The organism is Pleionea sp. CnH1-48 (assembly GCF_024124665.1).
Classification (GTDB): domain Bacteria; phylum Pseudomonadota; class Gammaproteobacteria; order Enterobacterales; family Kangiellaceae; genus JAMXSB01.
This window is the reverse complement of record NZ_JAMXSB010000006.1, coordinates 20,097-44,359: the sequence shown is the minus strand read 5'-3', so window position 1 is coordinate 44,359 and position 24,263 is coordinate 20,097. Positions and strand designations below refer to the sequence as shown.

Genomic DNA, 24,263 nt, shown 5'->3' with positions numbered 1-24,263 from the left:
AAAGCTATGGGCTAATCTTTACGATTTCTTTGCGCGAAGAAATGCTCTGAATAATGAGCATATTGTCACCCTTTATGTCGCTAGGCCACCAAACCTGTTCTTTGAGTTGTTTTACAACCTGATAGTTTTGAGAGGTGATATTTAGCTTCCAGAGCTGATCTTGAGCATTGATTCCGTATAAATCATCTTGTGATAAAACAAAGCGCTTTCCGTGGAACTTGTGAGGAGCTGAAGAAATCTCTTTAACGACTTCTCCAGATTTTTTCCACAATCTTGATTTCCAGTCGATAAATAATATGGTGTCATTGTTGATGACTTTGGCCCACTTTACTGGTCCGATACCAGTAGAGGTAAATGTTAGTGTATTGAGATCAAGTTTGAGCCATTCATTGAGTTGGTGATGGTCGGCTACCACAAGCAGTTGATTGTCATTGTTCCATTGCTGTAGGAATTTTAACGGACGTTCTGTATCTATGGCTCGATAGTCTCCAGATAAACTGACAATAGTGAGCTTGTCATCAACAATTAGGGCTATGCGTTCTCCGTCCGGAGACCAGCTAATACCATTAATACGGCTATCAGGAGGCAACTGGCTTAGTTGCCAGAGCTTTTTGTTATCAAACAACCAAAGTTGGTCGGCTCCAGAACGATTCGAAACAAAGGCTATTAGATGACCATTGGGCTGGTAGTAAGCACTGCTATCATAAGCTGTCGATCGTGCAATGCTTGGGTAGGGTAAATAAACCTGATTGAATCCAACGGATGCTGGAGGAGAGTCCGGTTGTGCCAAACTAATGGCTGCAATATCCAGATCAACATGGCCGTAAGTCGCTACAAGTGAGTCCTCGTTTGGGTGAAAGGTGGGTGTGTAAAGATCCTGGTATGTCGGAGCTTCTAATTGAGTCATCTCTCCATTTAACGAGAGTTTATAAAGACCTTTGTTCGTATTGGTAATTAAGTATTTTCCACTGTGATGAAAAGCCGGAGAAAAGTGCTCATAGTAAGAAAAATGCGAAGGAGGTTGAATGTTTGCCCTGGTCGATACTTCGCCGTTGGTTGTTAGTTGTTCCAGTTTGTGAGTACCATCGAGAGTTTTGCTCACGGCTGCGAGCATGTTGCTTTTAGGGGAGTAATCAAAATCATAGAGCTTTGAATCTTGCGGCTGATAAAAGTCACTTAAGGTATGGCTGCGCACATCATAGTGCACCAGCTTATTGGCCTTAACTCCCTGCCGCAACATGACGATATTGCCATCATTTAACCACTTGGGAATTTGAGTGAGCTGGGTATCACAATCCAGGCGTTGAACTGGAGCAACAGGCCCATTGAGTGCACTGATAAAGTCGAGTGTCTGGAGGCGCCAGCACATGCGCAGTTGACTTGGGGAGGCGTGACAGTTTTCTTGAAGAATAAAGGCCAGTTGGGTTCCATCAGCTGACCAACTGTGGGGGCCGTATACTCCTGGTTCCTGCGTTAAGCGAAATTCTTGTTGGGTCTGCAAATCTTTGGCCCAAATATGGTTTTGGCAAACATCGAGGTATCGATGAAAAACCAGGTAGCGACCGTCTGGCGAATAGTTTGGGTAGAACTCTTTTTCGTCGCTTGCGGTCATAGGTTCTAGCGTTTCAAAGGATTGAATACCAGGCTCCCGAATAAAAAACGCACTCAGCAGCAGAATGCCTGTAATAACCGTTGCGACGGCGGCTACTCGATAAGGATTGGCTGTTTGCGTCACTGTCGTGGCTATATCTGTTTGCCATCTGACATCGGCTTCGAGACTGTAGCCCTGTTTAGAGTGGGTTTTAATGATCGTCTGGGTCTTGCTATCGTCTCCCAATGCTTTGCGTAGTTGAGCGATACAACGCTGTAGAGTATTAGGGCTTACAGAACGATCACTCCATACCTCATCCATTAAATGGTCATGGCTGACAACTTGCCCTTGATGTTTGGCCAAGATGATTAGCACCGAGATCATCTTGGGCTGTAGCGTTTCAGCACTTCCATTGTGCTCAATCTGGTTACGAGATATATCAATCTGATAGTCATTAATAGCAAAGTTTTTATTCATACTGATCAAAAAGCCAAATCCGTCGATCAAGACAACATTTACCTATTTTATCGGATCAATTGACCAAAATGGCCAGTTATTAAGGCTACACAGGTAAAAATCAGCTTTAAATCAGTCAAAGCAACACTCTTTTTGAGCTTCTGGCTCTAAATTTCCTCAATAGTGAGCCAAAGGGGTCGTCAGTCATTTTGACTTACTGCCTTATATTTGAGTGGCATTAATGCAGATAGCTCGATGATTGGCACCTATTGGATCGCTTCCGATCTATCTACCAAAGCTACTGTGAAAAGGGGAAAACTAATGAAGTTGATTATAGTGTTAACCGGGCTTCTATTGGGGTCTTTGGCCCAGGCCGAATCAGGTAAGGCGCTGGTTGAAATTGTTGAGGAGTACTACGAGCGACATCATGCTTTGTCGAAACCGGTTGCTTCAGAAAAAGACATCGACAAGATTTTTGAGCTCTTCTCTGATGATTTTGTATACATACATGAAGGTTATGGAGGTGAGTACTCTCGGCAGAGAATCTACCAAGGGTATGTCAGAAATTTTCAGGGAGGGCGTTATAAGGACGATCTACAAAAACATAAAATCGCTAAATATGTGGTGGGATTGAATATGGTCGCTTTAACAAGAGTTGATGGAAAAACGACCTTGTATGAGTTTCGAGATGGAAAGATAAAAACGATTAAAGAGTATTGGTAATGCTTGTGGGTTGTTCTGTTATGCCAATGACAGTGGATAGAGAAATGCACCCGCGGTTGTCATCCAATGATTTTAATAAGGGTTAGGTAAAGCTCAGATGAAGATTAAAAAATATATTGTTCTATTAGTGTTAGCCGTCGGGTTTTTAGGGCTGGCTCATGGCGCAGGTGTTAGACCTGGAGCAAAAATTACAACCAAGAAAATCAATGATAATTTCTATGTATTGCTAGGTGGTAATGGTTTAGGAGCGAATTGTGGGGTTGTGATCGAAGATAGTGGGATTTTGCTGATCGACTCAATGAACATTCACGAACAAAGCCATACTATGTTACTCAAGGCTATTCGAGAGATATCAGATAAGCCTGTTCGTTATGTTATCAATACTCACCATCATCGCGATCACAGTGGAGGAAATGCGTTTTTCAAAAAAATGGGGGCAACGATTGTTACTCAAGAAAATGTTCATTATCGACCAGGAGACAGTCTGGCGGACATAACCTTTAAAGATAAGCTAACGCTGGAGTTTGGTGACGAAACGGTGGAGCTATATCACGTAGTCTCTCATACTTTTAATGATGTTTTAGTTCGACTTAAGAAGAATAATGCGCTTTTTACTGGAGACAACCATGCTACCAGTTGGGGGCCATCGTCAGGTTTCTATGGCATTGCAGGGCAAGTAGAGTTGCTCGATAAATCTATCAGTATGTCAGACCCCAATACAGTGGTTGTGCCAGGACACGGTTATTTAACGGACGTAAAGCATCTTAAGCAGTTTAAACGAGATTCTATTGAATGGACTCAGCATGTTATGGCGATGCATAAGAAGGGAGCTGCGCCAGAAAGCATGATCAAAGACTCGACCCTACTTGAGTTATTTCAGCGCTTTAATGGTGAAAAGCGAGAAAACTTTATGACGGATGACATGATGAAGCGTCGTATCGGTTATCAGATAACATCTGAAACTATTAAACCTCCAATTGTTCTTTGGCATTACGAGAAGTTAAAGCCTTATCTTGGCATCTATGAGCTTAATGACAAGTCTTTGATTGAAGTGATAGAACAGAAAGGGCACTTGTACATACGCAAGAAAGGCGCATATATGACGGAACTTATTTTTCGTGGTAAGAATACATTTGAGTTACGAGAGTGGCCCAAGGGAGATGAACTGACCTTTGTTGATAAGAGCAATAAAACAAAGCATATTCAGTTGGTGGTAGAAGGGAAGTCGTATGCTGGAAAGAAGATAAGTGACCTATAAAACATAAATTTGTTATGAGTTTGAACTTATTGAAAATTGAGTTTAAATGATTGCTACGACAAGGAAGTCAAACGACCATAAGCTCTTAGAGTCATGGTTCTCATTTTCTTAATATACCCATCGCCTTTCAAGATGCGGCGCTGATGTTCAAGTTGCAGCGCTGCGCGCACTCACCCCAATCACTTAGTCTATCTAAGCTCAGGGGATTCGCTTGCTGGCCGTCTACCTGCACCTTGAAATACTTTGGCTATAAAAAGTGGTGAGTTGATACTCTACTGCAAGTTTGTTAAGTTTCTTTGGTAGTGAGTGCTCTGGATCGGGCATTAGCGAAAGGGAAACAATATGACCACCGAAACTAACATCAAAGGATTAAAGCTTTTCTCAGGTATCGCATCGATAGTCTGTTTGATATTGGCTTATCACTCTTGGGCATTACAGCAGAAAGTTAATCAATTAGAATTAGAGCTGCAAGCCGCGTTGCAGCCTCAGATTGATTCTGACTGGGATATTTTAAGTGGACTATCCGCCAATACCAAAAGCCAGTTGGCTGTTGTTCACCAACAAGTTGAATTGCTGATGAAGCAGTTTTCTGCTGTAGGTATGGGGGGCGGTTCTGGCGGAGGCAACTTATTTGTCGAACCTTCGATTGAACAGGAAGACTTGCCTGAACTCTACATAATTAGAGTCAGCGTGCCTGAAGAGCAAGACGTTGAAGTTCAGACAGAGTTCTCAGATGGCATGTTAACCATATCGGGCAAGGTGATTCATTTGCCTCATCAACACAATACATCGAATGGCTCTTCACAAACAGAATTTACGCGCTCAATGTCATTTTCTGAACCCGTAGACCATTTTAGAATGACCATCGAGCACGAAGTCGATGGCGTCAGCATTATCCTGCCAAAGAAGTGATAATGAGTTTTTAGATAATAATTTTTACTTCTCTAGTGGCTTCTTTAGATGTGGAGCTAGCCCCTAAAAAGTTCATCGTAAAGAAAATCAATAGTGATACTAATACTTTTGAGATAAAATAGGGCGTCCCTAGTCACAGTTGCCTGATTGATATGTTAAACGCTTTTCACCAGTTAAAGGAGAAAGTTAAGTCTGAGTCTAGCAAGACTTATCGTGCTCGAGGCATTCTTGTGGAGCGTTGTTCTGATTGTCAGATAACACCTGTCCATTGTATATGTGGAAAGCAGCCAAATTTAAAAAGCAATGTCGACTTTATTCTTATCTATCATCGTGATGAAGTATTTAAGCCAACTAACACTGGTCGATTAATTGCCGATACATTCCCACAAGGCACTTACGCTTTTTGTTGGGATCGCAAAGAACCTCCTACGCAACTATTGCAGCTATTGAAGGAGCCAGACCGCGAGTGCGTTATTATTTTTCCTGCTGATGACTCTCAACAACGGGAAGTTTTTTCTGCTAATACTAGCGCTACTGATAAGAAGCTCACGTTTATCTTATTAGATGGCTCATGGCGTCAGGGGCGACGAATGTTTAACTTTAGTCAGTGGCTAAAAGAATTTTCTATTATTAAGCTAAACCCTGAAGAAAAAACGTTATATACCACTCGAAAAGCAGCCTGTGATTCTTATCTTTCTACAGCTGAGTCTGCCGCTCTGGCATTGGCTACGGTTGGAGAGTCAGAGAGTGCAAAGGCATTGTTTGAGTACTTTGCTTTATTTGATAAGCACTATCAGGCGATGAAGCAGAATTTACCAGTGCAGCAGTATTGAGTTAAAAAAGAAGTAATTTATTGCATGATTAGCGGCCTTTTATTTGTAATAAGTTAGTAAGCGCATGGACTACTAACTTTGTATGTAAGATATGGAGCTCTTTTTAATCGAAAGCACATTAAACTATGGGCTTAATCTATTGAATTTATAATAGTTTATTTTCTAGAACGATTTTAGAGCATTGAGCTGCCAAAAACTGGATTTTGGCACTCTCATTAAGATGGTTTAAGTGGCCCTGTAAAAAATATGGATATTATTCACAAGAACAAGTACCCATACTGAAACAAATCTCGTTTTGTGGTATTTTCGCGTCGTCAAATTTTAGTAAGAGTTTAATATGAGACTGTTAATTTTTATTTTATTATTTTTATCGTTTAGTGCCAGTGCGTCGGTTTACTACCAAGGCAAGTTTTATTTGGATTGTCAGTCATGTACGACTACGGAGCACTTTAAAGCACGTGCTAAAAACCACTTCGAAACTGTTTTTCCTCAGAATCAATACTTAATTACGCCTGAAAAGACTTACATTGTTAGCTCGATTCAGGAGCGACAAGTAACTGCTAAAACCATTCGAATTCAGCGAAAGATCGCAATGCTTCCTGGATTAAGAGAAGGGGCCAGTCAGCTCCAGATAACGGTTAAGGTCGCTGCGAATGATAGCTGGACTAATTTCTTAGTCGATGAGTACATATCTAATCACTATGATTTTTCTCTAATTGATTTCGGCACCATAGCCAGAGTTTGGAATAAAATATATCTGCATGATAAAAATATTATGTGGGAAGGAACACCTAACTTTGGTGGAGCAATTGAGCCTTTCATTAATTCTGAGTTAAGTTCTTTGGGTTTTAATCCTTTTCATTTTGTAAATACACCATTAGCTGTGGAAGCTGTTACCACTGATGGGTATTACGTTACTCTGTTTCAAAAATCTCCTGTTAAGGAAAGCCCTAGTTGGGAAGTTTTTTCAGTCCAAAAGGGAAACTTGTATTTAGATAGTTCTGGTAATCAATTAGGTGGATTGTCATCTGAACCGCCTAACGCTACTTGTTTTACAAGTTTATGGAAAGAAATTTGCCGAAGTCGTAGTGAAAATACTGTATATGGAGGTATTTTAGTTCGGGAAAATACCAATAAAATAGCTGACGATGGAGGTGGCGCAAAAGTATCTGGATGTCCAACTGGTGCAAAGAACTGCAAGAGAAACTAACTTTATTAGCTTTAAAATTAAAGACAGCTCGGTGATATTTCCAAGCTGTCCTTAATCTTTGGCTTTATTTCTGGCTTAAGGCTCGCAACGCATTCAATAATTAACAAACTCAAAGGTAGTTTTATTTGTAAATTTAGCATAGATATGGCTGGAAGCTTTGATGCAAATGTTTTCAAGCGACTCGGCATCAGTTGGTTTTCAAATAGATGGTGAAATAAGGAGTGAATAAGGAAAAGTAAGGAGAGTACGCGATAAAGGATTATTTGTAATGGTATATAATGTTGTTGTATCTGTATTTATGTTATTGTTTTATTAAGCTTTAGGAGAGAAGTGACTCAAAAGGTTTGAACTTGATAATACACAGGGAATTTATTGAAAGCTGGATGCTTTCGGGAGTTAAAACGTAACTATTATGCAAGTTAGTAAAAAATTGTCCCCAAAATGACTAATTAGAACTGATCGTCATCTCTTTTTGTGGTATTTTTGCGTCGTTAATTTTAGGAAAGTTTATTATGAGAATTTTGATCTTTATTTTATTATTTTTATCTTTTAGTGTTAATGCTTCAGTTTATTACCAAGGCAAGTTTTATCTGGACTGTCAATCATGTACGACTACAGAGCAATTTAAAGCTCGTGCAGAAAGTCATTTTGAAACCGTTTTTCCTCAGACTCAGCATCTAATTACACCAGAAAAAACTTATATTGTTAGCTCGATTAAAGAGGATGTGGTAACTGCAAAAACGATTTTAGTGCAACGTAAAATAGCAATGTTACCGGGTCGGTTTCGAGAAGGTGCAAGTCAATTACAGGTTACTGTTCGAACCGTTGCTAACAGTGCTGAAACTTCTCAGTTGATAAGCGAGTACTTGCAAAATTACAATGCATTCTCAGCCTATGAGTTTACCGACATCGATAGCTCTTGGCTGATTAGAGAAGCCGATGACTCTATTGCAGGCATTTGGAATAAGCTCTTTCTAGAAGAAATGACAACGGTTGGACTCGAGCCAGAAAAATACCCAGCATGGCAAGGGAGTGTGAACTATAATGTGCTTGTCGAAAATTTAGTTAATGCCGAGCTGGCAAAGATTACTTTTAATCCTTTTCACTTTGTGAATACGCCTATGGCGCTTCAAGTAAAAACAACGGATGGCTACTTTGTTGATTTAATACAGAATTCGCCTATAAAAGAAACTCAAAGTTGGAGTATCTTTGCTGTTAATAAGGAAGCTAAATTTTACGATGAGTCTGGTAACCTATTAAACCAAGAGCTTACGGTACCTGATAATGCGTTGTGTTTAGCGACTGGTTGGTCGGAAGTCTGTCGCTCTGTGGTGGGTAATCAGCCATATGGCCATATTTTATTCAGAAGTACCAGTGATCCCCATCCATCAAGAGTTGGAGGTTGTCCTTCTGGAGCCAAAAACTGTAAAGTTAACTAATCCAATAGATATTTATGATAGCTCGGTACCTACCGTATTTAACCATTATATTTCTTTCCATTGCTGCTCCTATAAGTAGCAACGCCGAGCTATTAAAATCTACTTATCCCGTTAAGCGGCTATCTGGAGAGATAGCCCTTCCTCAACAAACCGTTCGACATATCATTAAGGATGAAATGGGATATGTGTGGATAGGCACACAGGATGGTTTGAGTCGTTTTGACGGACATTCCATAAAAAACTATTTGGTAAGTGAGCAGGAGAAAACTCAAGGATTGGGTAGCCAGGTTCGACATCTTATGTTGAGCCGCAGCGGCCATATATTGGTGGTGACTGAAAAAGGCATTGTTGAATACGATTTTAATAAAGACCAGTTCAGTCCTGCATTTACTGACGATACCCAGAAACAACTAACTGGCACGCTATCGTATATTTTTCAGGATAATAAAGAGCGTTTATGGATTGGTACTCACGACAGCCTTCTATATGAAGTAAATCAACAGCAAGTGACGATTCATCGACTGGACGAAAAAGAAAGTGATGGCCCCATTTTTATTAAGCATATCCAACAGGATGCAGAAAATCGACTTTGGATAAGCACCAGTCATGGCATTTGGATAAGAGAAAAAGATGGTTCTCCATTTCTTACATTAACCAATAACTCTCACCAGTATGCTAAATGGAACCGTCGACCTGCCGAAAAAGTTGAGTTTTATCAAGGTGGCATTTTTATCGCTTCCTATGACGGATTTTATCATCTGGACGCAAAGAGTCTTCAACTCGAAAACCTATCAATAGTAAATAAGCACGAAGATCCCAGAGTAAGAAGTTTGTCTGTTACTTCTGACGGCATTGTTTGGCTTTCTACTTTTAGTGGATTAAAAAAATATGATGCGAAGAAAAAAGAGTTTGTCGGTTTTACTTTAGATGAAAAGATATTTTCCAATAATAGCGTTGTGAACACAGCTTTTGTTGATTCTAATAATGTTCTGTGGATAGGCAGTGAGTTTGAAGGTGCTTTTTACAGTCATTTGATTACAGAGCGATTCGGTTTAAAGAGAACTGAAAATCAAAGCCCTGACTGCCTGTCAGGTAACGCAATATTTTCTCTATCAAAAGAGGAGCATGATCAGCTTCTTGTCGCAGTCTGGGGAGAAGGTCTGCATATTCTGGACTACAAAACGAATCGCTGTCAGGTGATAAATCAACACGATAATGAAGACATTTCCAGAGCTATTAAGTCCATCATGATTATGAAGAAGGAGGGAGATAGCTGGTGGTTTGGTACGTCCGGAAATGGTCTGCTGCATTACAAACCTAAGACACAAAAGTTTACTCTCTACGCATCAACGATCAACTCCAAACCTGGTTTTGCAAATCTTGATGTTTTTGGGTTGGCGCGAGATGAGAAGGATAATCTTTGGGCTGGTACTTTAGGTGGGTTGTATAAACTGCATTCTGATAGGAAAACTTTGCTTCATTACTCTGAGCAAAGTGAATCGCCCAAAAAACTCCTAAACAACGAAATTCAAACCATTGCCATGGATGTTGCTAGTGAATCACTCTGGATAGCAACAAATAAAGGCGTCGACCGTATGTTTCTTGAGACTGAAACCTTCACTCGAGAGCAACTGCCAGACGTGATGAAAAACGTAGATAATGCTATCTATGCACTAAAACCAACACCTGATGGCGGGCTTTGGATGGGGACTGCAAGTCAGGGACTCTATTATTTCGATGGTAAAGATACTTTTAAGCATTTTACGGAAAAGTCAGGACTCCCTAACAATACTATTTATGCTTTAGAGCTGGATACACGGAATAAACTATGGGGAAGTACCAATAACGGTATTTTTCGGTTGGACACAAAAGATTATACTATTCGTCACTATGGCGAAGCTTACGGGTTACAAAATAAAGAGTTTAGTCCAGCAAGTAGTTATGATGCGAAAAATAATACACTTTATTTCGCTGGCTTACATGGTTTAAATGAAATCGATCTTGAGCAACTGAATAATTTTTCTGAGAGGTCTACTCCTGTTATCGATGAGTTTTTAATTGATAATAAGTCAGCGGATTTAATAACGGAGCCTCGGTATACCAAGGGCCTAGCTATTCAAGCTACTCAAGACGTTACTTTAGAGTATAGTGATAAATTTGTGGGCTTTAAATTTAATGCTCTACGCTTTTTTGAGTCTAACGATGTGAAATATCGTTATCAACTCAAAGGATATGATGACCGCTGGATTTCAACATCGTCAAACAATCGTGTTGCTACTTTTACTAATTTACCCGTTGGGAAATTTGATTTACTTATCAATGCTACAGACTCTTCTGGCCAATGGGGGAAACAGGTTGGTAAATTAAACATTACTGTTAATCCGCCCTGGTGGTTAACTTGGTGGGCGAAAGCTGCCTACGTTTTGTTAGCGGTTTTTATCCCTACGGTGATTTATATCTATCGAACTCATGCCATTCGCAAAAGAGCAGAAGAGTTAGAAGTGACCGTCAATCTCAGAACTCAAGAGCTGGCTGTTCAGAAAACATTAGTAGAGAAGCTATTACATCAAAAGAATAATGACTTCATTAATGTGTCTCATGAGTTCCGAACACCTATTACCTTAATTCTTGGTCCTGTTAAAAAGCTACTGACACATGCAAAGCAGGAACAAAAAGCACCGCTCGGTATGATTCGGTCAAATGCAGAGCGCTTGCTTAAGTTAGTTGATGAGTTATTGGAAATAGAGCGTCTAAAAGTTAATAAAGCATTGCCCAAGCAAAGATATGCTTTAGATGAGCTGGTGAGTGATATAGCCAGTGCCTATGAATTAGCATCACACAATGGGAGTTTAACTTTTACTTCATCCATTGAAGAAAATATTCAGGTTGAAGTTTTTCCTGATGCGATTGAAAAAATCCTTTCGAACCTGTTATCAAATGCAATTAAATACAATGTCGAGGGCGGAACCATTGAGTTAATGATTAAAGCTCAAGGGGAGCACTTAATCATAAAAGTTAAAGATACGGGCATTGGTATTCCTAAAGAGGTTGTAGCCAACATATTTCAAAAGTTTAATCGTGGTGAAGAAGGTAGACTACAAGCTCATGGCAGTGGGGTGGGACTTGCTGTGGTTCAAGAAATCGCGAATGCTCATCAAGGCAACGTAGAAGTCATCAGTAATAAGGACAAAGGCACTCTTTTTACAATAGATATGCCCTGTGTGGTAGAGGTTGGCGCAGTATTAGAAGAAAACATTGAGTCCGTTACTCAAGCCGATGATAAGTTGATGTCAGTTGATTCAAGTGCTTTTGATGACATCGATGAGCAGCAGCCTCTTGCATTGATCATCGAGGATGATACTGATATGAGACAGTATCTGGGAGAAGTCGTCGAAGCCAACTATCAATGTATTAAAGCTCATACTGGAGAGGTCGGTATTGAGTTAGCGCAAGAGATGGTTCCTGACATTATTATTTGTGACATTATGATGCCCGGAATAACTGGGCATCAGGTGTGCCAGCAACTCAAGATGCACGAGTCTACCAGCCATATCCCAATACTCATGCTCACAGCACGGGTTGATAAAGAGAGCCGTATACAAAGCTGGAAGTTGCTTGCCGACGAATATTTAACTAAGCCTTTTGATGATGAAGAGTTATTGATTCGACTCGACAGCTTGTTATCTATTCGAAAGAAACTGCAACGTTATTATACTGACCTGTCTTTTGATAAAGTTGAGCTCGCTAGCACTAACGCATCCGATGCTACTCTCGAGACTCAAAGTAGCAAAGATGATAAGAAGTCTGTTTCAACGGAAAAAGACGAAGCTTTTGTAGTAAGACTCAAAGCCTATTTAGAAGAGTATTATGCTTCAGAAGACTTGTCAGTGACTTTGTTAGCGCAAGACTTGCATCTTAGCGAGCGTCAGTTCCGAAGAAAAATTAAGGCGCTGTTAGGAGTTTCACCTATGGAGTTTGTGAGGAATTTCAGAATGGAAAAGGCTTCAGTTTTGCTTAAGGGGGGAGAAGTGCCTTCTAATGTTTATTTAAAAGTAGGTTATTCATCGCACACCTACTTCAGTCGAGAGTTTAAAAAATATACAGGAAAGGCTCCTTCAGACTTCAACTAGTCACAGTTATAGTGAGCAGGATACTTAGAATAAAAATCCGAAGGTTTAATAACTATGCCAAATCTATCCCGATTGATGACTGTCATTCTATTGGGAACTGCATCTATGGCTGGTGCCGCAGATGGTTCTTACGAAAAAATCGAAGACTTCCGAATATGGTTTCCTAAAGCTCCTCTTTATAATACCCATGAGGGAACGGGGGATGCCGCAGGACTCTATTGGAAAATATGGACGGCTTCTTATCAAGGGGTTGAGTATGGATTTTCGATTACCGAAGATCGTTTGATAAAAGAAAAAATTGATCGTAAAGACATGTTAATTGAAGGCTCAAAATTCAATTCTGAGCGCTGGGGAGGGAGTACTCAATACGGCGACTTTTCGGACGAAGGTGATTTTTTGTGCTTATCTTTCTCAAACACTATTCCCGAGCATCAACGCTTCGCAAAGAATAAGCTATGTGAAAAAGATGGCAAAACCTATCACTTCTTGATGGTTTATGGCGAAGAAAACAAGGCGCTTGCTGCTAAGTTATCTGAGCAGTTTAAGTTTAAATAATCGTCAGAAAACATGACCTACACCAATCAAAATGGTGTTTGATGGCTTGCATTATATGGATGCCATTAAGTTGTAAGGTTTTGTAATTAAAGGAAAAATTTTAAATGGCCGATTTTTACCACAGGATGGCCGAATAGTTCTAACTCGCATTTCTCCGCTATGAGAAGATCGCGCTGATGACTGAGTAGTGCAGTGTGGGCACGTGTGCAGAAAGGAGTCTGCAACTCTAACGTTGATTAATAAGTAATCTGAATAACTTGATTGGTGAAGGATAAATTATGTTCCCCATGTCGATGATAAAACGATCAATGATCTATTTGTCTGCTCTATTTATTACCTCGATGGTACATGCGCTAGCATTCCCAGAAAAAGGAGGTTTTGTTCCTAAGGAAGGCGGCGGCTGCCTGCCCGGGTTTAATTGTGGGGGAACACCGACTCCGCCCGCTCCACCAACTAATTTGGTGGGGCCTACAACCAATACGAATGGGAGCTATACACTCACCTGGACGTCGCCAAGCATCCCGTTGTTCAGTTCTTATGAGCTTTATGAGACCAAGAATGATGGTAGCATGGTACGGATTGCAAGTTTGTCCAATACGGCGACCAGTCATTCTATTTCAGGTCGTAGCGATGGAAAGTACCGTTATTATTTGAGAAGTTGTCGTACAACGGACACTAGCCTGCTCTGCTCTGGCTACACCTCCAGCTCATATACGACTGTAAAGAAGATACCTTCTGCGCCTTCGGCACCTGCCAATATTAACGATAACGACGGTAGCTATACGGTTTCATGGAGCGCTGTTGCTGGAGCGACCTACTACAATGTCCAGGAACGTTTAGCTGGAGGTAGCTGGGTTAATATTGCGTCTAATTATTCTTCCTCTTCTATCAGCCGTTCAGGAAAAGCCAACAATACAACCTACCAATATCAGATTCAGGCATGTAATGGAGAATCTTGGGCATGTTCAGGTTTTAGTGCTTATAACACGGTGAAGGTGCGGTTTGCGCCATCTAAACCCAATGCACCCGTCAGTCTTGATTCAAAGTCGACCAGTTACACTGTTTCTTGGTCAAAACCATCTGGAACCGTGACCCACTACAATATTCAGGAAAAAGTGGGGAGTGGCAGCTGGACGAATTTGGCTCTCAATCATACATCGACCAGTATAAGTCGTAGCGGACGAACCAATAATGTGAATTACCAATATCGAGTTCAGGCCTGTAATGATTTTACCTGTTCTTCTTTTGGATCGGCTAATCTGGTTCGTGTTCGATTAATTCCGGCTGCTCCTACTGCTTCAATTTCTTCTTCACAATCTAATGGAAGTGTTACCGTCAGTTGGAATAAATCGGCCAATAAGGCTGTTTATTATGATTTACAAAAACGCTTAGGCAGTGGCTCTTGGACATCAGTAAACAGTGGATTATTTGTTAATTCAAAATTAGTGTCAGGGCTAACGGATGGTTCTTGGACCTTCCGAGTACGTGCTTGTAATGAGTATTCGTGGTCTTGCTCTGGCTATGGCAGTGCGTCTGCCAGTACGACGGTTCGTATCATTCCATCTATGCCGTCTGCGCCCAGTGTGCCTGTTAATGATGTCGACGGAAGGTTTAGTGTTTCGTGGAGCAAGCCTAGTGGAAATGTCACTGCTTATGATGTGATTGAATATAAAAATGGTAGCAGCAGTTATACACTTGTGGCTTATCGCACCAGTGCAACATCGTTAACCTTAAGTAGTCGTGGCAATGGTTCTTATACCTACCGTGTGCGAGCGTGTAACGATTTTGCTTGTTCATCTTATGGTAGTCATAGCCAATCGATTCCTGTGCGATTAAAACCCAGTGCACCGACGCCGTCGATTTCGTCTTCTCAGTCAAATGGTGGTGTCACTGTGAGTTGGACATCGTCTCCCAATAGTGCTGTTTATTACGATTTGCAAAAACGTCTAGGTAGCGGTTCATGGACACCTGTAGATAGCAAATTATCGACATCTTCTCTAAGCGTTTCGGGTCTTACCGATGGTTCCTGGTCCTTCCGTGTGCAAGCTTGTAATCAATATTCATGGTCTTGTTCTGGTTATGGCAGTGCTTCTGCCAGTACAACGGTTCGTTTAATTCCTTCTGTGCCTTCTTCTCCCAGTGTTCCCGCAAACGATGTTGATGGCAAGTTTACGGTTTCTTGGAGCAAGCCGAGCGGCACCGTCACTTTTTATGATGTTATCGAGTATAAAAATGGCAGCAGCAGTTATACGGTTGTTGCTAACGATACCAGTGCAACATCGTTAACCTTAAGCGGCCGAGGTAATGGTTCTTATACCTATCGTGTTCGTGCATGCAACGATTTTGCTTGTTCTTCTTATAGTAGTCATAGTCAATCAACTCAAGTTTTGTATGTGCCAGCGGCACCAGCATCTATCAGTGTTGTTGCTCAAAGTACCAGTAGCGATGTTGAAGTGAGTTGGGCAACAGCCAGTGGGCAAGTTTCAGAGTATCGTTTGGAGTTTCAAACTAATGGTCATTGGGAGCAAATATGGAGTACTCCAAATGCAACGCGTAAGCTGGTAAGTGGATTAACTAGCGGTACTTACTATTTTAGGATCCGAGCTTGTAATGCAAGTGGATGTAGTTCTTATACAACTAGCAGTTTGCTAACTGTCGCGATAAAACCTCAATCACCAGCTATTGTAGAACTGCCTGAAATTTCAACAGGTGAAGCTGATATAAGTTGGTCGGCAGTAGACCATGCTACTTATTATGATGTTCAGAAAAGACGCAATGGTGGTAGCTGGGTTACAGCGCGAGTTAGTGATACCAAAACCAGCGGAAAAATTTCAGGTTTAACCGATGGCAGTTGGGATTTTAGAGTCAGGGCCTGTAATGGTTATGCATGGTCATGTTCTGAATATGGCGCTGATTCAGGAGAAACTTTAGTAAGATTAGTTCCTACTCTTCCTTCGGCACCTTCTGGTCCCGCAACAAGTACTAATGGTTCTTATACAGTAAGTTGGAGTAAGCCTTCAGGGAATGTATCCGTCTATGAATTAATTGAACGCAAAAATAATGGCGGCCAATGGAGTGTTGTTGCAAAAGATACAACTGCTACTTCTGCAATGTTATCAGGAAAAACTTCTGGTGATTATGATTATCAGGTTAGAGCTTGCAATCAGTATGGGTGGGCTTGTTCGGAATACAGTCCTGTTTCTGAAGATGTAAAAGTAAGATTAATTCCAGCTGCGCCAGTAATTGCGTCTCCGACTTCAAATACCGATAGTGATGGTAAGTTTTCGGTGAGCTGGAACAGTGTGTCTCATGCAACTTTCTATGTGTTGGAGAAGCAAGTAAACGGCGGCAGCTGGGGTGCTGTTTCATCCAATATGTCGGGTACTTCTTATGATGTTAACGAAAGCTCTGATGGTGTTTATGGCTTCCGTGTTAAAGCCTGTAATCAATACGATTGGTCATGTTCTCAAGAAAGCGATGTAAAAACGGTCAGTGTAAATATTGTTCCTGACTTTGCAAATAAAGATGTTGTTGAAATTCCTGATGCGGCTCTGGTTTCCATTCAGGTGCCTGAGCAACAGGCTGTTGGAGCAGTACAAGGTCAGGCAGGTGTTTCTGGTGGTGCTGCAACCTATAGCATTCCAATCGCTGTACCTCCTGGCCGTAATGGTATGCAGCCCAGTGTCTCGTTGAACTATTCCTCTCGTAGTGGGAATGGTGTCGCTGGTATGGGGTGGAACTTAAATGCAGCTCAGCTTATCAGTCGTTGTGATGCTACTTTTGCATCAGATGGATTCACTAAAAAAGTGAGCTTCTCTGAAACTACTGACAGACTTTGTTTAGGGGGAGAGAAGCTGAAACTTGATAAAGACTCTTCGGTATCTTACGGAAAAGGTGGTGCGATTTATCGACTAGAAACGAATCCAAGAACCATTGTTAAGCAATATAACGACTTAAACACGAATAGCAGCTACTTTGTTGTTCAATTAGATAATCATCAAACCTTAACATTTGGTTTGGCTGAACAAGCGAAGCATAAGCTCTCTGGAAAAAGTGAAACCTTAAGCTGGATGCTAAATACACAAAAAGATCAGTTTGGTAACCAAATTGATTATGAGTATGTAATCGATTCTGGCGCTATTCGCCTGGTCGATATTTTTTATACTGGTGATGGAACTACGAAAGGTGATAGACAAGTCCATTTTGATTATGAGGTTCGTGATGATATTAACGAATCTTACATGGTGGGTGGCTTATCGAAACAGCAATATCGACTAACTAAAATCACGACGAAGTATCAAAGTAGTGAGGTTAGAAACTACACCATTGATTATGGTGATTATGCGAAAGGAACTGGCCGTTCGCTAGTCAGGAGCGTTACTGAGTGTGCTGGTAATATGTGTTTACCTGCGACTACTTTTGATTGGAGTGAGTCTGAAATTAACTATGACTCGGCCAAGCGTTTACCAATTGATGATTATTTGTTCTATGAAATGAATCAAAGGAGTTCTACTGTTTCCGTCTCGCAAGATATTAATGGAGATGGCGTTAATGAGCTGATGATTAAAAGTCCCTATCATAGCTTGGGCGATTTGCTGATGGATGGGAAGCGACCTAATCCTGAGTTTATTTCAATTAATAGCGCTGGTAATTTCGATGTAATTAAGCCAACTGAACATGAAGTGATTGCAAATATAGCTGGAAGTTCTAGGCAGAGAGTTGACTTTGATCAAGATGGCAAAGTGGACATCTTATATTGGAAAGATGATGAGCTGTATTTTGCTTCATGGAATGGAGGTACGTTTTCCTCAAAAAGTACTGGTCTAAGTGGTAAAACTGATTATCACTATGTATATGATGTTAATGGAGATGGTCTTCAGGACTTTGTTAGCAAAAATGTTTATTACCCCAACTGCTCCACAAAAGGGAACTTGAAGTTTTGCTCTGCTGTTGAGTTGTTTAATGAGTCAACTATTTTCTCAGGATTTAGTAGGTTTGATTACTTCAGACTAAAAGATATTGATGGTAATGGAACTTTAGACTATCTCGTGACTTTATCTCCCAATGAAAACTATGGGGATTTAGATGATGTATATGCAATTATCTACTTTGAAAGAGGAATAGATGGAAAGCTGACTGCTGTTCCTAAGTTAGCTTCTAATGTGAACTTCCCCTCTAAAGCACAAAACTTGTATTACATATTTGCTGATTTAAATGGCGATGGTTTACAAGACATTTTGACTGCTCAGAATGGATTCTGGAATTATCAAATAAATCTAGGAGATAAAACATTTGGAGACCCTGAAAATACTCAGAAATCTCAATGGTTGTATGAAAAAAGGGGGGTTGCAGGAAAAACATACTGGGCAGCGAAGTCTGGTGTAAAAGTACTCGATTGGAACGGAGATGGAAAAGAAGAACTGATGCTTCCAGGGCAAAATACGTTGGAGTATTGCGTAGATTACATGGGATATCGACTTGGAGCTGAATCTGTTAATTCTACAGTTTTTGATTTAATGACAGATGGAGGCTCCACTTCAATCTTCGGGTTAAGTGCAATAGATGTGCATGGCAGCTTTTTTTCACAGTTCCACTCATTAGGTGGGTATAACTCTATAACGAGTATGGCAGCGGAGCTTCAAGAGCAAGCTGTTCAAGCGATGGAAATGACTCGTGAAGAAGTTGACTTATTGGACGTTGCTGTTATTTGCGGCGAGGGATTATATGCTCAAAATGGTATGCTTGCTCAGTTTGATAGAGGACTATATAAGTACGATGCATTTAGTCTAAGTGGCACTCTACAGTTTGTAAAAAATACTACCGATATAACGGCTACGCCCAATCACTTTAGTGGTGACATATACGGTAATGGTGTCAGTAATTTATTTGATATTCGTGGATATTCAATAAAGAACTTTAATCGCTACTCTAGTGGCGGAGAAGGTATGTCTGGAGTAACTCAAGCTGATTTGGTCGGTGGTCCAGGCACTGAAAATGGTATCTACGAAATTAAAAATGCATCTGGTCATCAAGATATTCTTCAAAGCGTCAAAAATGGACTAAAGCATGAATCTCGTTGGGAGTTCGCAACGTTAGCAAACACAGATTCTCGAGCGCTAGGTATTCCTAAGCTTTATGAAATCCCCAATGATGCTGATAAAGAAAGTCTTCACTTACATCAAAACTTAGTAACTTCTTCGATGCCTGTTGTGAGTGTATTTCATCAACAGCATGGTGCGAAAGCTGGCGATGAGTGTTCTAGTTCTCCGTCTATTTATCACTCACACTGTAAGGCCGGGTTCAATACCAAGTTATATAGTTATCGTAATGCTTTAGTTGATCATAAAGGGCATGGCTTCCAAGGCTTCAAGCAAATGATTGTTGATGACCTGGCAACAGGAATTCGCAGTGTATCGAACTATCATCAAACCTTTCCTCTCGGCGGACAGATTAAATCTGACTTGACGTGTTTGATACGTGATGAAGATGAAGATTGTTCAGAACATGCACTAACAAATAGTTCGATTGATTGGACGATGATTCCTGATGACTCAAAAGAGCTGGAGTTAACGGTGCTTTCGAGCCAAGACAATTTTTCGTATCCACCAGGTAGCTACTTCTTTATTGCACCAAAGTTTAGTGTTATTACTAACTATGATTTAGTCAACCGAGGAACTGAGCTTTATAAAGTTAGTGAGTCGTCAACCTATGATTATCTAGGTAATCCTCTTATGGTATCAAATACTTATGAAGAGTCTGGAAGCACTCATAAAAGGAATGTTGTGACCAGTCATAGTTACGACTATAGCGATGTTTCTGAAGGATGGCTGAATAAACTAAAAACAATTACTAAAACGACTAATGCGATCGTTTCAAGAAATGGTCTACCTATTCAACCTGGTACAGATACAGAGCAGTCAATCTCGACGACTTATGAATCATGGAATAATCGTTTGCCTAGCAGTATTTTGGTTTCTCCCAGCTCAGGTAAGTGGTCACGAACGGCCATGACATATAGTCAACATGGGCTACTGGCATCTAAGTCGCTATCGGCAGAAGGAGAAAGTTCTGCTCGTGTGGAAACATCAACATTTAGCTCTGATGGATATTTTGTTAAAGCAGTCAACAACTCGCTAGATCATAAAGTTGAGCTGAAAACGTCAGAAAAACATGGTGAAGTTGAATGGAACGAAGATATCAACGATGTCAGAACTTCATTTAGTTACGATAGTCTTGGAGGGTTGGTTGGCCAACAAACACAAGGAGCTTCACATGTTTCCACTCGCATGCAATGGTGTCTCGGATATGCTCCGGAGAATGTGTTATCAGAGAGTTGTGACGATCCTCTAGCCGCATATATTAGCTCAGCGTATCAGTCTGGCTCTCCAACGGTTAGAACCTACTTTGACAAGGTGGGAAGAGCAATACGAGTAGAAAGTGCAGGGTTTTCTGAAAGTGACACTGTCATATCAAAAACAACTTACGATCACTTGGGGCGAGTTACTTTTGAGTCTGTCCCACAGTTTTCTACTGAGTCAACAGAAGGTACTCACTACACCTATGCTGATGACTTAGGCCGTCTTACTCAAAAGGTTATCGACCAAACAGCTAGCCAAGAACTTGTAATTAAGTATCACTATTCAGGCTTTAAAACCAATATTGATGCTAATGGCATTTCAATGAGCCGAGAGCGAAATGGACTTGGACAGCTGGTAAAAACTACCGATGCCTATCAGGGCGTTTCTCGATACGCCTATAATGGCATGGGCTTACCTATTCTTTTAGAGGATGCCAAGCAGCAGAAGATTGTTGCTCAATATAACGCGCTCGGACAGAAAGAATGGGTAAAAGATCCCAATATGGGACAAAAAACTTTCACGTATCATGGGTTCGGTAGTGTTGAGTCGGAAAAGGATGCCAATGGTCAGTTATCCTACTATCACTATGACATACTTGGACGACTAACTCAGAGGGATGTTGATGGAGTTAAAGAAGCTAGCTGGACGTATGATGATGCTCGCAAAGATGAGAATAGTCTTTGTTTGGGAATGAAGTCAGGTGAGACAGTCCATCGGTTATCTGAGAGTTTCAGCCGTGAATACAGTTATGATGCTCTGTGCCGTATTGCAACTAAGACAACTCATATTGATGGTTATAGCTTTTCGCTGGAAAATCATTACGATAAGAACCATGGTCGGTTGAAAGGTAAAACTTACCCCAATAATCTTGTTGTAGGTTATGAGTACAATGATAGGGGCTTTTTGACTCGCACTTTTAATGTGGGTAATGACTATACTTATCGTCGAGTAGATGCAATGAATGCTCAGGGGCAATGGGAAGCCGTTACTCTGGCCAATAATATTGTTGGTATTGATAGAAACTACTATCCAGAGACTGGGCAGCTTGCTCTAAGTACACTTACTAAAAATGGAAGTGAGTTACAAAAGCTTATTTACGATCAATATGATGCTTTCGGAAACCTTAAGAAGCAAGCAGTTGATAATTATGGATTGAATGCGAGCAGAGGTGAGGAGAGCTTTGATTATGATAATTTACATCGCCTAATTCAATCGAACAGAGTTGTTGATAACGTTCAGTATAGGCCTGTTAGTTACAGTTATGATGCGGTCGGAAACTTACTCAAGAAAACTGACTTTAGTATTGATGGTAATAATGCTTATGTTTATGGAAGCAGTGAAAGAAGTTATGGCAACGCTGGCCCTAATGCTGTTCGTAGAGTGACTCAAAAGAATGGTAAGGGATATCGCTACTATAACTATGACAATAACGGAAACTTGGTTTCAGACAGCCTAATAAGCGATGGAGATTTAGTTTCGGATAGCATTCGACATATTACGTATAATGCGTTTAATAAGCCTACAAAAATAGTTGTAAGTGGTGGAAGTTTCCTCAGTCCGCTTGACCAAGTAGTTACCTCTTCGTCTACGACTCAACTTTATTATGGTGCAGATCAAATGCGCTATAAGCAAGTGAGAGATGCGGCAGGTATTGCTACTACGACTTTCTATATCGATAAGGTTTTCGAGAGGACTACGACAGGAACTAAAACAGAAAGCAAAGTCTACCTAGATGATATTGCGGTTATTACTGAAACTGTTGATAGTCACTCGGCTGTCCATAGTATTGGATTTTTCCATCGTGATCGTCTTGGCTCAATGGCCGCTGTATTGGATGAAAAAGGAGCAGTAAAAGAAACTCATAGTTTTGACCCCTTTGGTCGACCAAGAGATGAGAAGTATCAAGATAAATTGATGCAAGTCCTAGCCTCTGATGTTACAAATCGAGGCTTTACGGACCATGAGCATTTGGATTCATCGCAAATCATCCACATGAATGGTCGAGTATATGATTATAATCTTGGCCGCTTTATGAGTGTTGACCCATTCTTGCAGGAGCCAGGTAATAGTCAATCGTTTAACCCTTATTCTTATGTGCTAAATAACCCAATGGCAGGGACTGATCCGAGCGGTTATCTGTTCTTTTTGATACCTGTTGCCGCCAAAGCAATTTCTTGGGGGCTTGCGGCTTATGGTGCTTACGAGACTATCGATTCTGGTGTTGATGCTTACCAGAAGCTTTCAGCTGGTGAGGTTTCTGCTAGCGCTGCCATGATATCTGTAGGAAAAACGGCTGCGGAGGAACTTGCTCTAAAGAAAATGAAGATGGCTAAAGAAGCCATCGGCTATGTTAAGGATAAGGCAGGTGCACTTGCCAACAAGTTGAAAAGCAAGGTAGGAAGCAACGGAAGTAAGAGTGTCAAAACAGATTCAAATAGCTCTAACTCGAGTACTGGAGGAAAAGACAGTGAGAGAAACAGCAGTATTAACTGTGTTAACTCATTCTTAGCAGGTACTTTGGTTCTAACTAAGGATGGTTATCGGCCTATAGAGGAATTGAAGGTTGGAGATACCGTTTTTTCTCAAGACGAACATGGTGATGAGCAGGGCTTTAAAAGAGTATTAAAAACCTTCAAAGAGTGGCACGAAGATGACACACGTAAACTTCAGTTAGAAGATAATGATGGCAATATAACGGTCATTTTTACGACAGACGAGCACCCTTTCTTCGATATCGCAGATGGTTGGGTTGATGCTGATGCTTTAGTAGTTGGTGATAAAGTTGCCACTGATAAGGCAGGTGTTACATTAACAGTTATCACTAATGAAGATATTGCTGATGAGTACTATGCTTATAACTTGACAGTGGAAGACTTTCACACGTATTTTGTGACTGAAGCGGATGTTTGGGTTCATAATGATAGTGATAATTGCAGCGATGGGATCAGTGGCTCTGGTGATGTAGAAGATATTAACTTATATCGAGGGATGAAAGGAGACTCAAATGGTCCCGAAACAGGAGCTTCTGCAAGAACGCTAGGAGCTAGACCAGATACAGATATTCCTGTGGACTGTAAAGGCTGTGTTCATCCAGATACGGGTGGGGTTTCTGTTGCTCCTGACACACCTCAAAATTTACCAAGACATAGAAGGCCTTCTGAGCATGGTGGAACGGGAAAAGATCCTGTTTGGTCGATTAAGAGCTCTCAACTTGGTGAGAAGTTAAAATACGTTCAAGACTCTGATACACATGGAACAATTCAGCCATCTAAAAGTATGAGGTTGGAAGAATACCAAGAAGCACTATCTGAAACTAAGGATTCATGGAGCAAAGAATGATTGATAAAAAGTTAAAGCTGAAAGTAGGTTCCGCTATTCGTGGTAACTTGGACCTAGCTGGAATGTCTCTAATTTTAAAAAAGTATGAACAAAGTGGTGGAAGTCAGTCTGATGCAATTGATACTCTAGAGTCAATGAGAGTAGGTCTTGAAGAAGAGTATGAAGATAAACTACTAGAAATGTTGGATGTCGCATCCGGCTTTTGTAATTCTAAATTTAAGGTATGGTAATAACAGGGTTACACATAGCTCTAGTAAAGACTCGGCTTACAAGAGGTAGCATATGCTTCTTGTAAGCAGGTGTGGAAAAAGAACTATCTGACGTCCTGTTTATGAGAAGTTACAAATGCTTTCCGTAAGCAGGGCGCTTTTCAATCAAAGGTACATAAATGAGAGAAGTTAAGTACATGATGCATGCAACTAGTGGTTGGCGAATTAGAGAGTATTGAAGGAAGAACAT

11 protein-coding genes are annotated in these 24,263 nt (G+C 40.8%); 10 read left to right on the top strand and 1 reads right to left on the bottom strand.

Annotated features, from left to right (window positions below):
• Positions 1-4: 4 nt before the first annotated feature.
• On the bottom strand, positions 5-2,098 hold the full coding sequence (locus NH399_RS10625) for a winged helix-turn-helix domain-containing protein (RefSeq protein ID WP_253040174.1): 2,094 nt from the start codon (positions 2,096-2,098) through the stop codon (positions 5-7).
• Between the two features lie 270 nt (positions 2,099-2,368).
• Between NH399_RS10625 and NH399_RS10620 the strand changes: the two genes are divergently transcribed.
• The 10 genes from NH399_RS10620 (at position 2,369) to NH399_RS10575 (ending at position 24,034) form a co-directional block, all read left to right on the top strand.
• Positions 2,369-2,770: a nuclear transport factor 2 family protein gene (locus NH399_RS10620; protein ID WP_253040165.1), complete on the top strand. Its 402-nt coding sequence runs from the start codon at positions 2,369-2,371 to the stop codon at positions 2,768-2,770.
• Positions 2,771-2,867: 97 nt separating this feature from the next.
• Positions 2,868-4,028, top strand: coding sequence for an MBL fold metallo-hydrolase (locus NH399_RS10615; protein WP_253040163.1), 1,161 nt, complete (start codon positions 2,868-2,870; stop codon positions 4,026-4,028).
• Positions 4,029-4,370: 342 nt separating this feature from the next.
• Positions 4,371-4,940 (top strand): Hsp20/alpha crystallin family protein, encoded by a 570-nt coding sequence (locus NH399_RS10610; RefSeq protein WP_253040161.1) that lies wholly within the window; start codon positions 4,371-4,373, stop codon positions 4,938-4,940.
• A gap of 152 nt (positions 4,941-5,092) precedes the next feature.
• Entirely contained in the window at positions 5,093-5,773 is a 681-nt protein-coding gene (locus tag NH399_RS10605; protein ID WP_253040160.1) for a tRNA-uridine aminocarboxypropyltransferase, read from the top strand.
• 337 nt (positions 5,774-6,110) lie between these two features.
• Entirely contained in the window at positions 6,111-6,983 is an 873-nt protein-coding gene (locus tag NH399_RS10600; RefSeq protein ID WP_253040158.1) for a hypothetical protein, read from the top strand.
• 512 nt (positions 6,984-7,495) lie between these two features.
• Positions 7,496-8,422 carry a hypothetical protein gene (locus NH399_RS10595; protein WP_253040157.1) on the top strand — a complete coding sequence of 309 codons (927 nt, stop codon included), beginning with the start codon at positions 7,496-7,498 and terminating at the stop codon, positions 8,420-8,422.
• 14 nt (positions 8,423-8,436) lie between these two features.
• On the top strand, positions 8,437-12,552 hold the full coding sequence (locus NH399_RS10590) for an ATP-binding protein (RefSeq protein WP_253040155.1): 4,116 nt from the start codon (positions 8,437-8,439) through the stop codon (positions 12,550-12,552).
• 54 nt (positions 12,553-12,606) lie between these two features.
• Positions 12,607-13,107, top strand: coding sequence for a hypothetical protein (locus NH399_RS10585; protein WP_253040153.1), 501 nt, complete (start codon positions 12,607-12,609; stop codon positions 13,105-13,107).
• A 287-nt stretch (positions 13,108-13,394) separates the two neighbouring features.
• Entirely contained in the window at positions 13,395-23,804 is a 10,410-nt protein-coding gene (locus tag NH399_RS10580) for a fibronectin type III domain-containing protein (RefSeq protein ID WP_253040151.1), read from the top strand.
• On the top strand, positions 23,801-24,034 hold the full coding sequence (locus NH399_RS10575) for a hypothetical protein (protein ID WP_253040140.1): 234 nt from the start codon (positions 23,801-23,803) through the stop codon (positions 24,032-24,034). The genes NH399_RS10580 and NH399_RS10575 overlap by 4 nt, the downstream gene beginning before the upstream one ends.
• Positions 24,035-24,263: the final 229 nt, after the last annotated feature.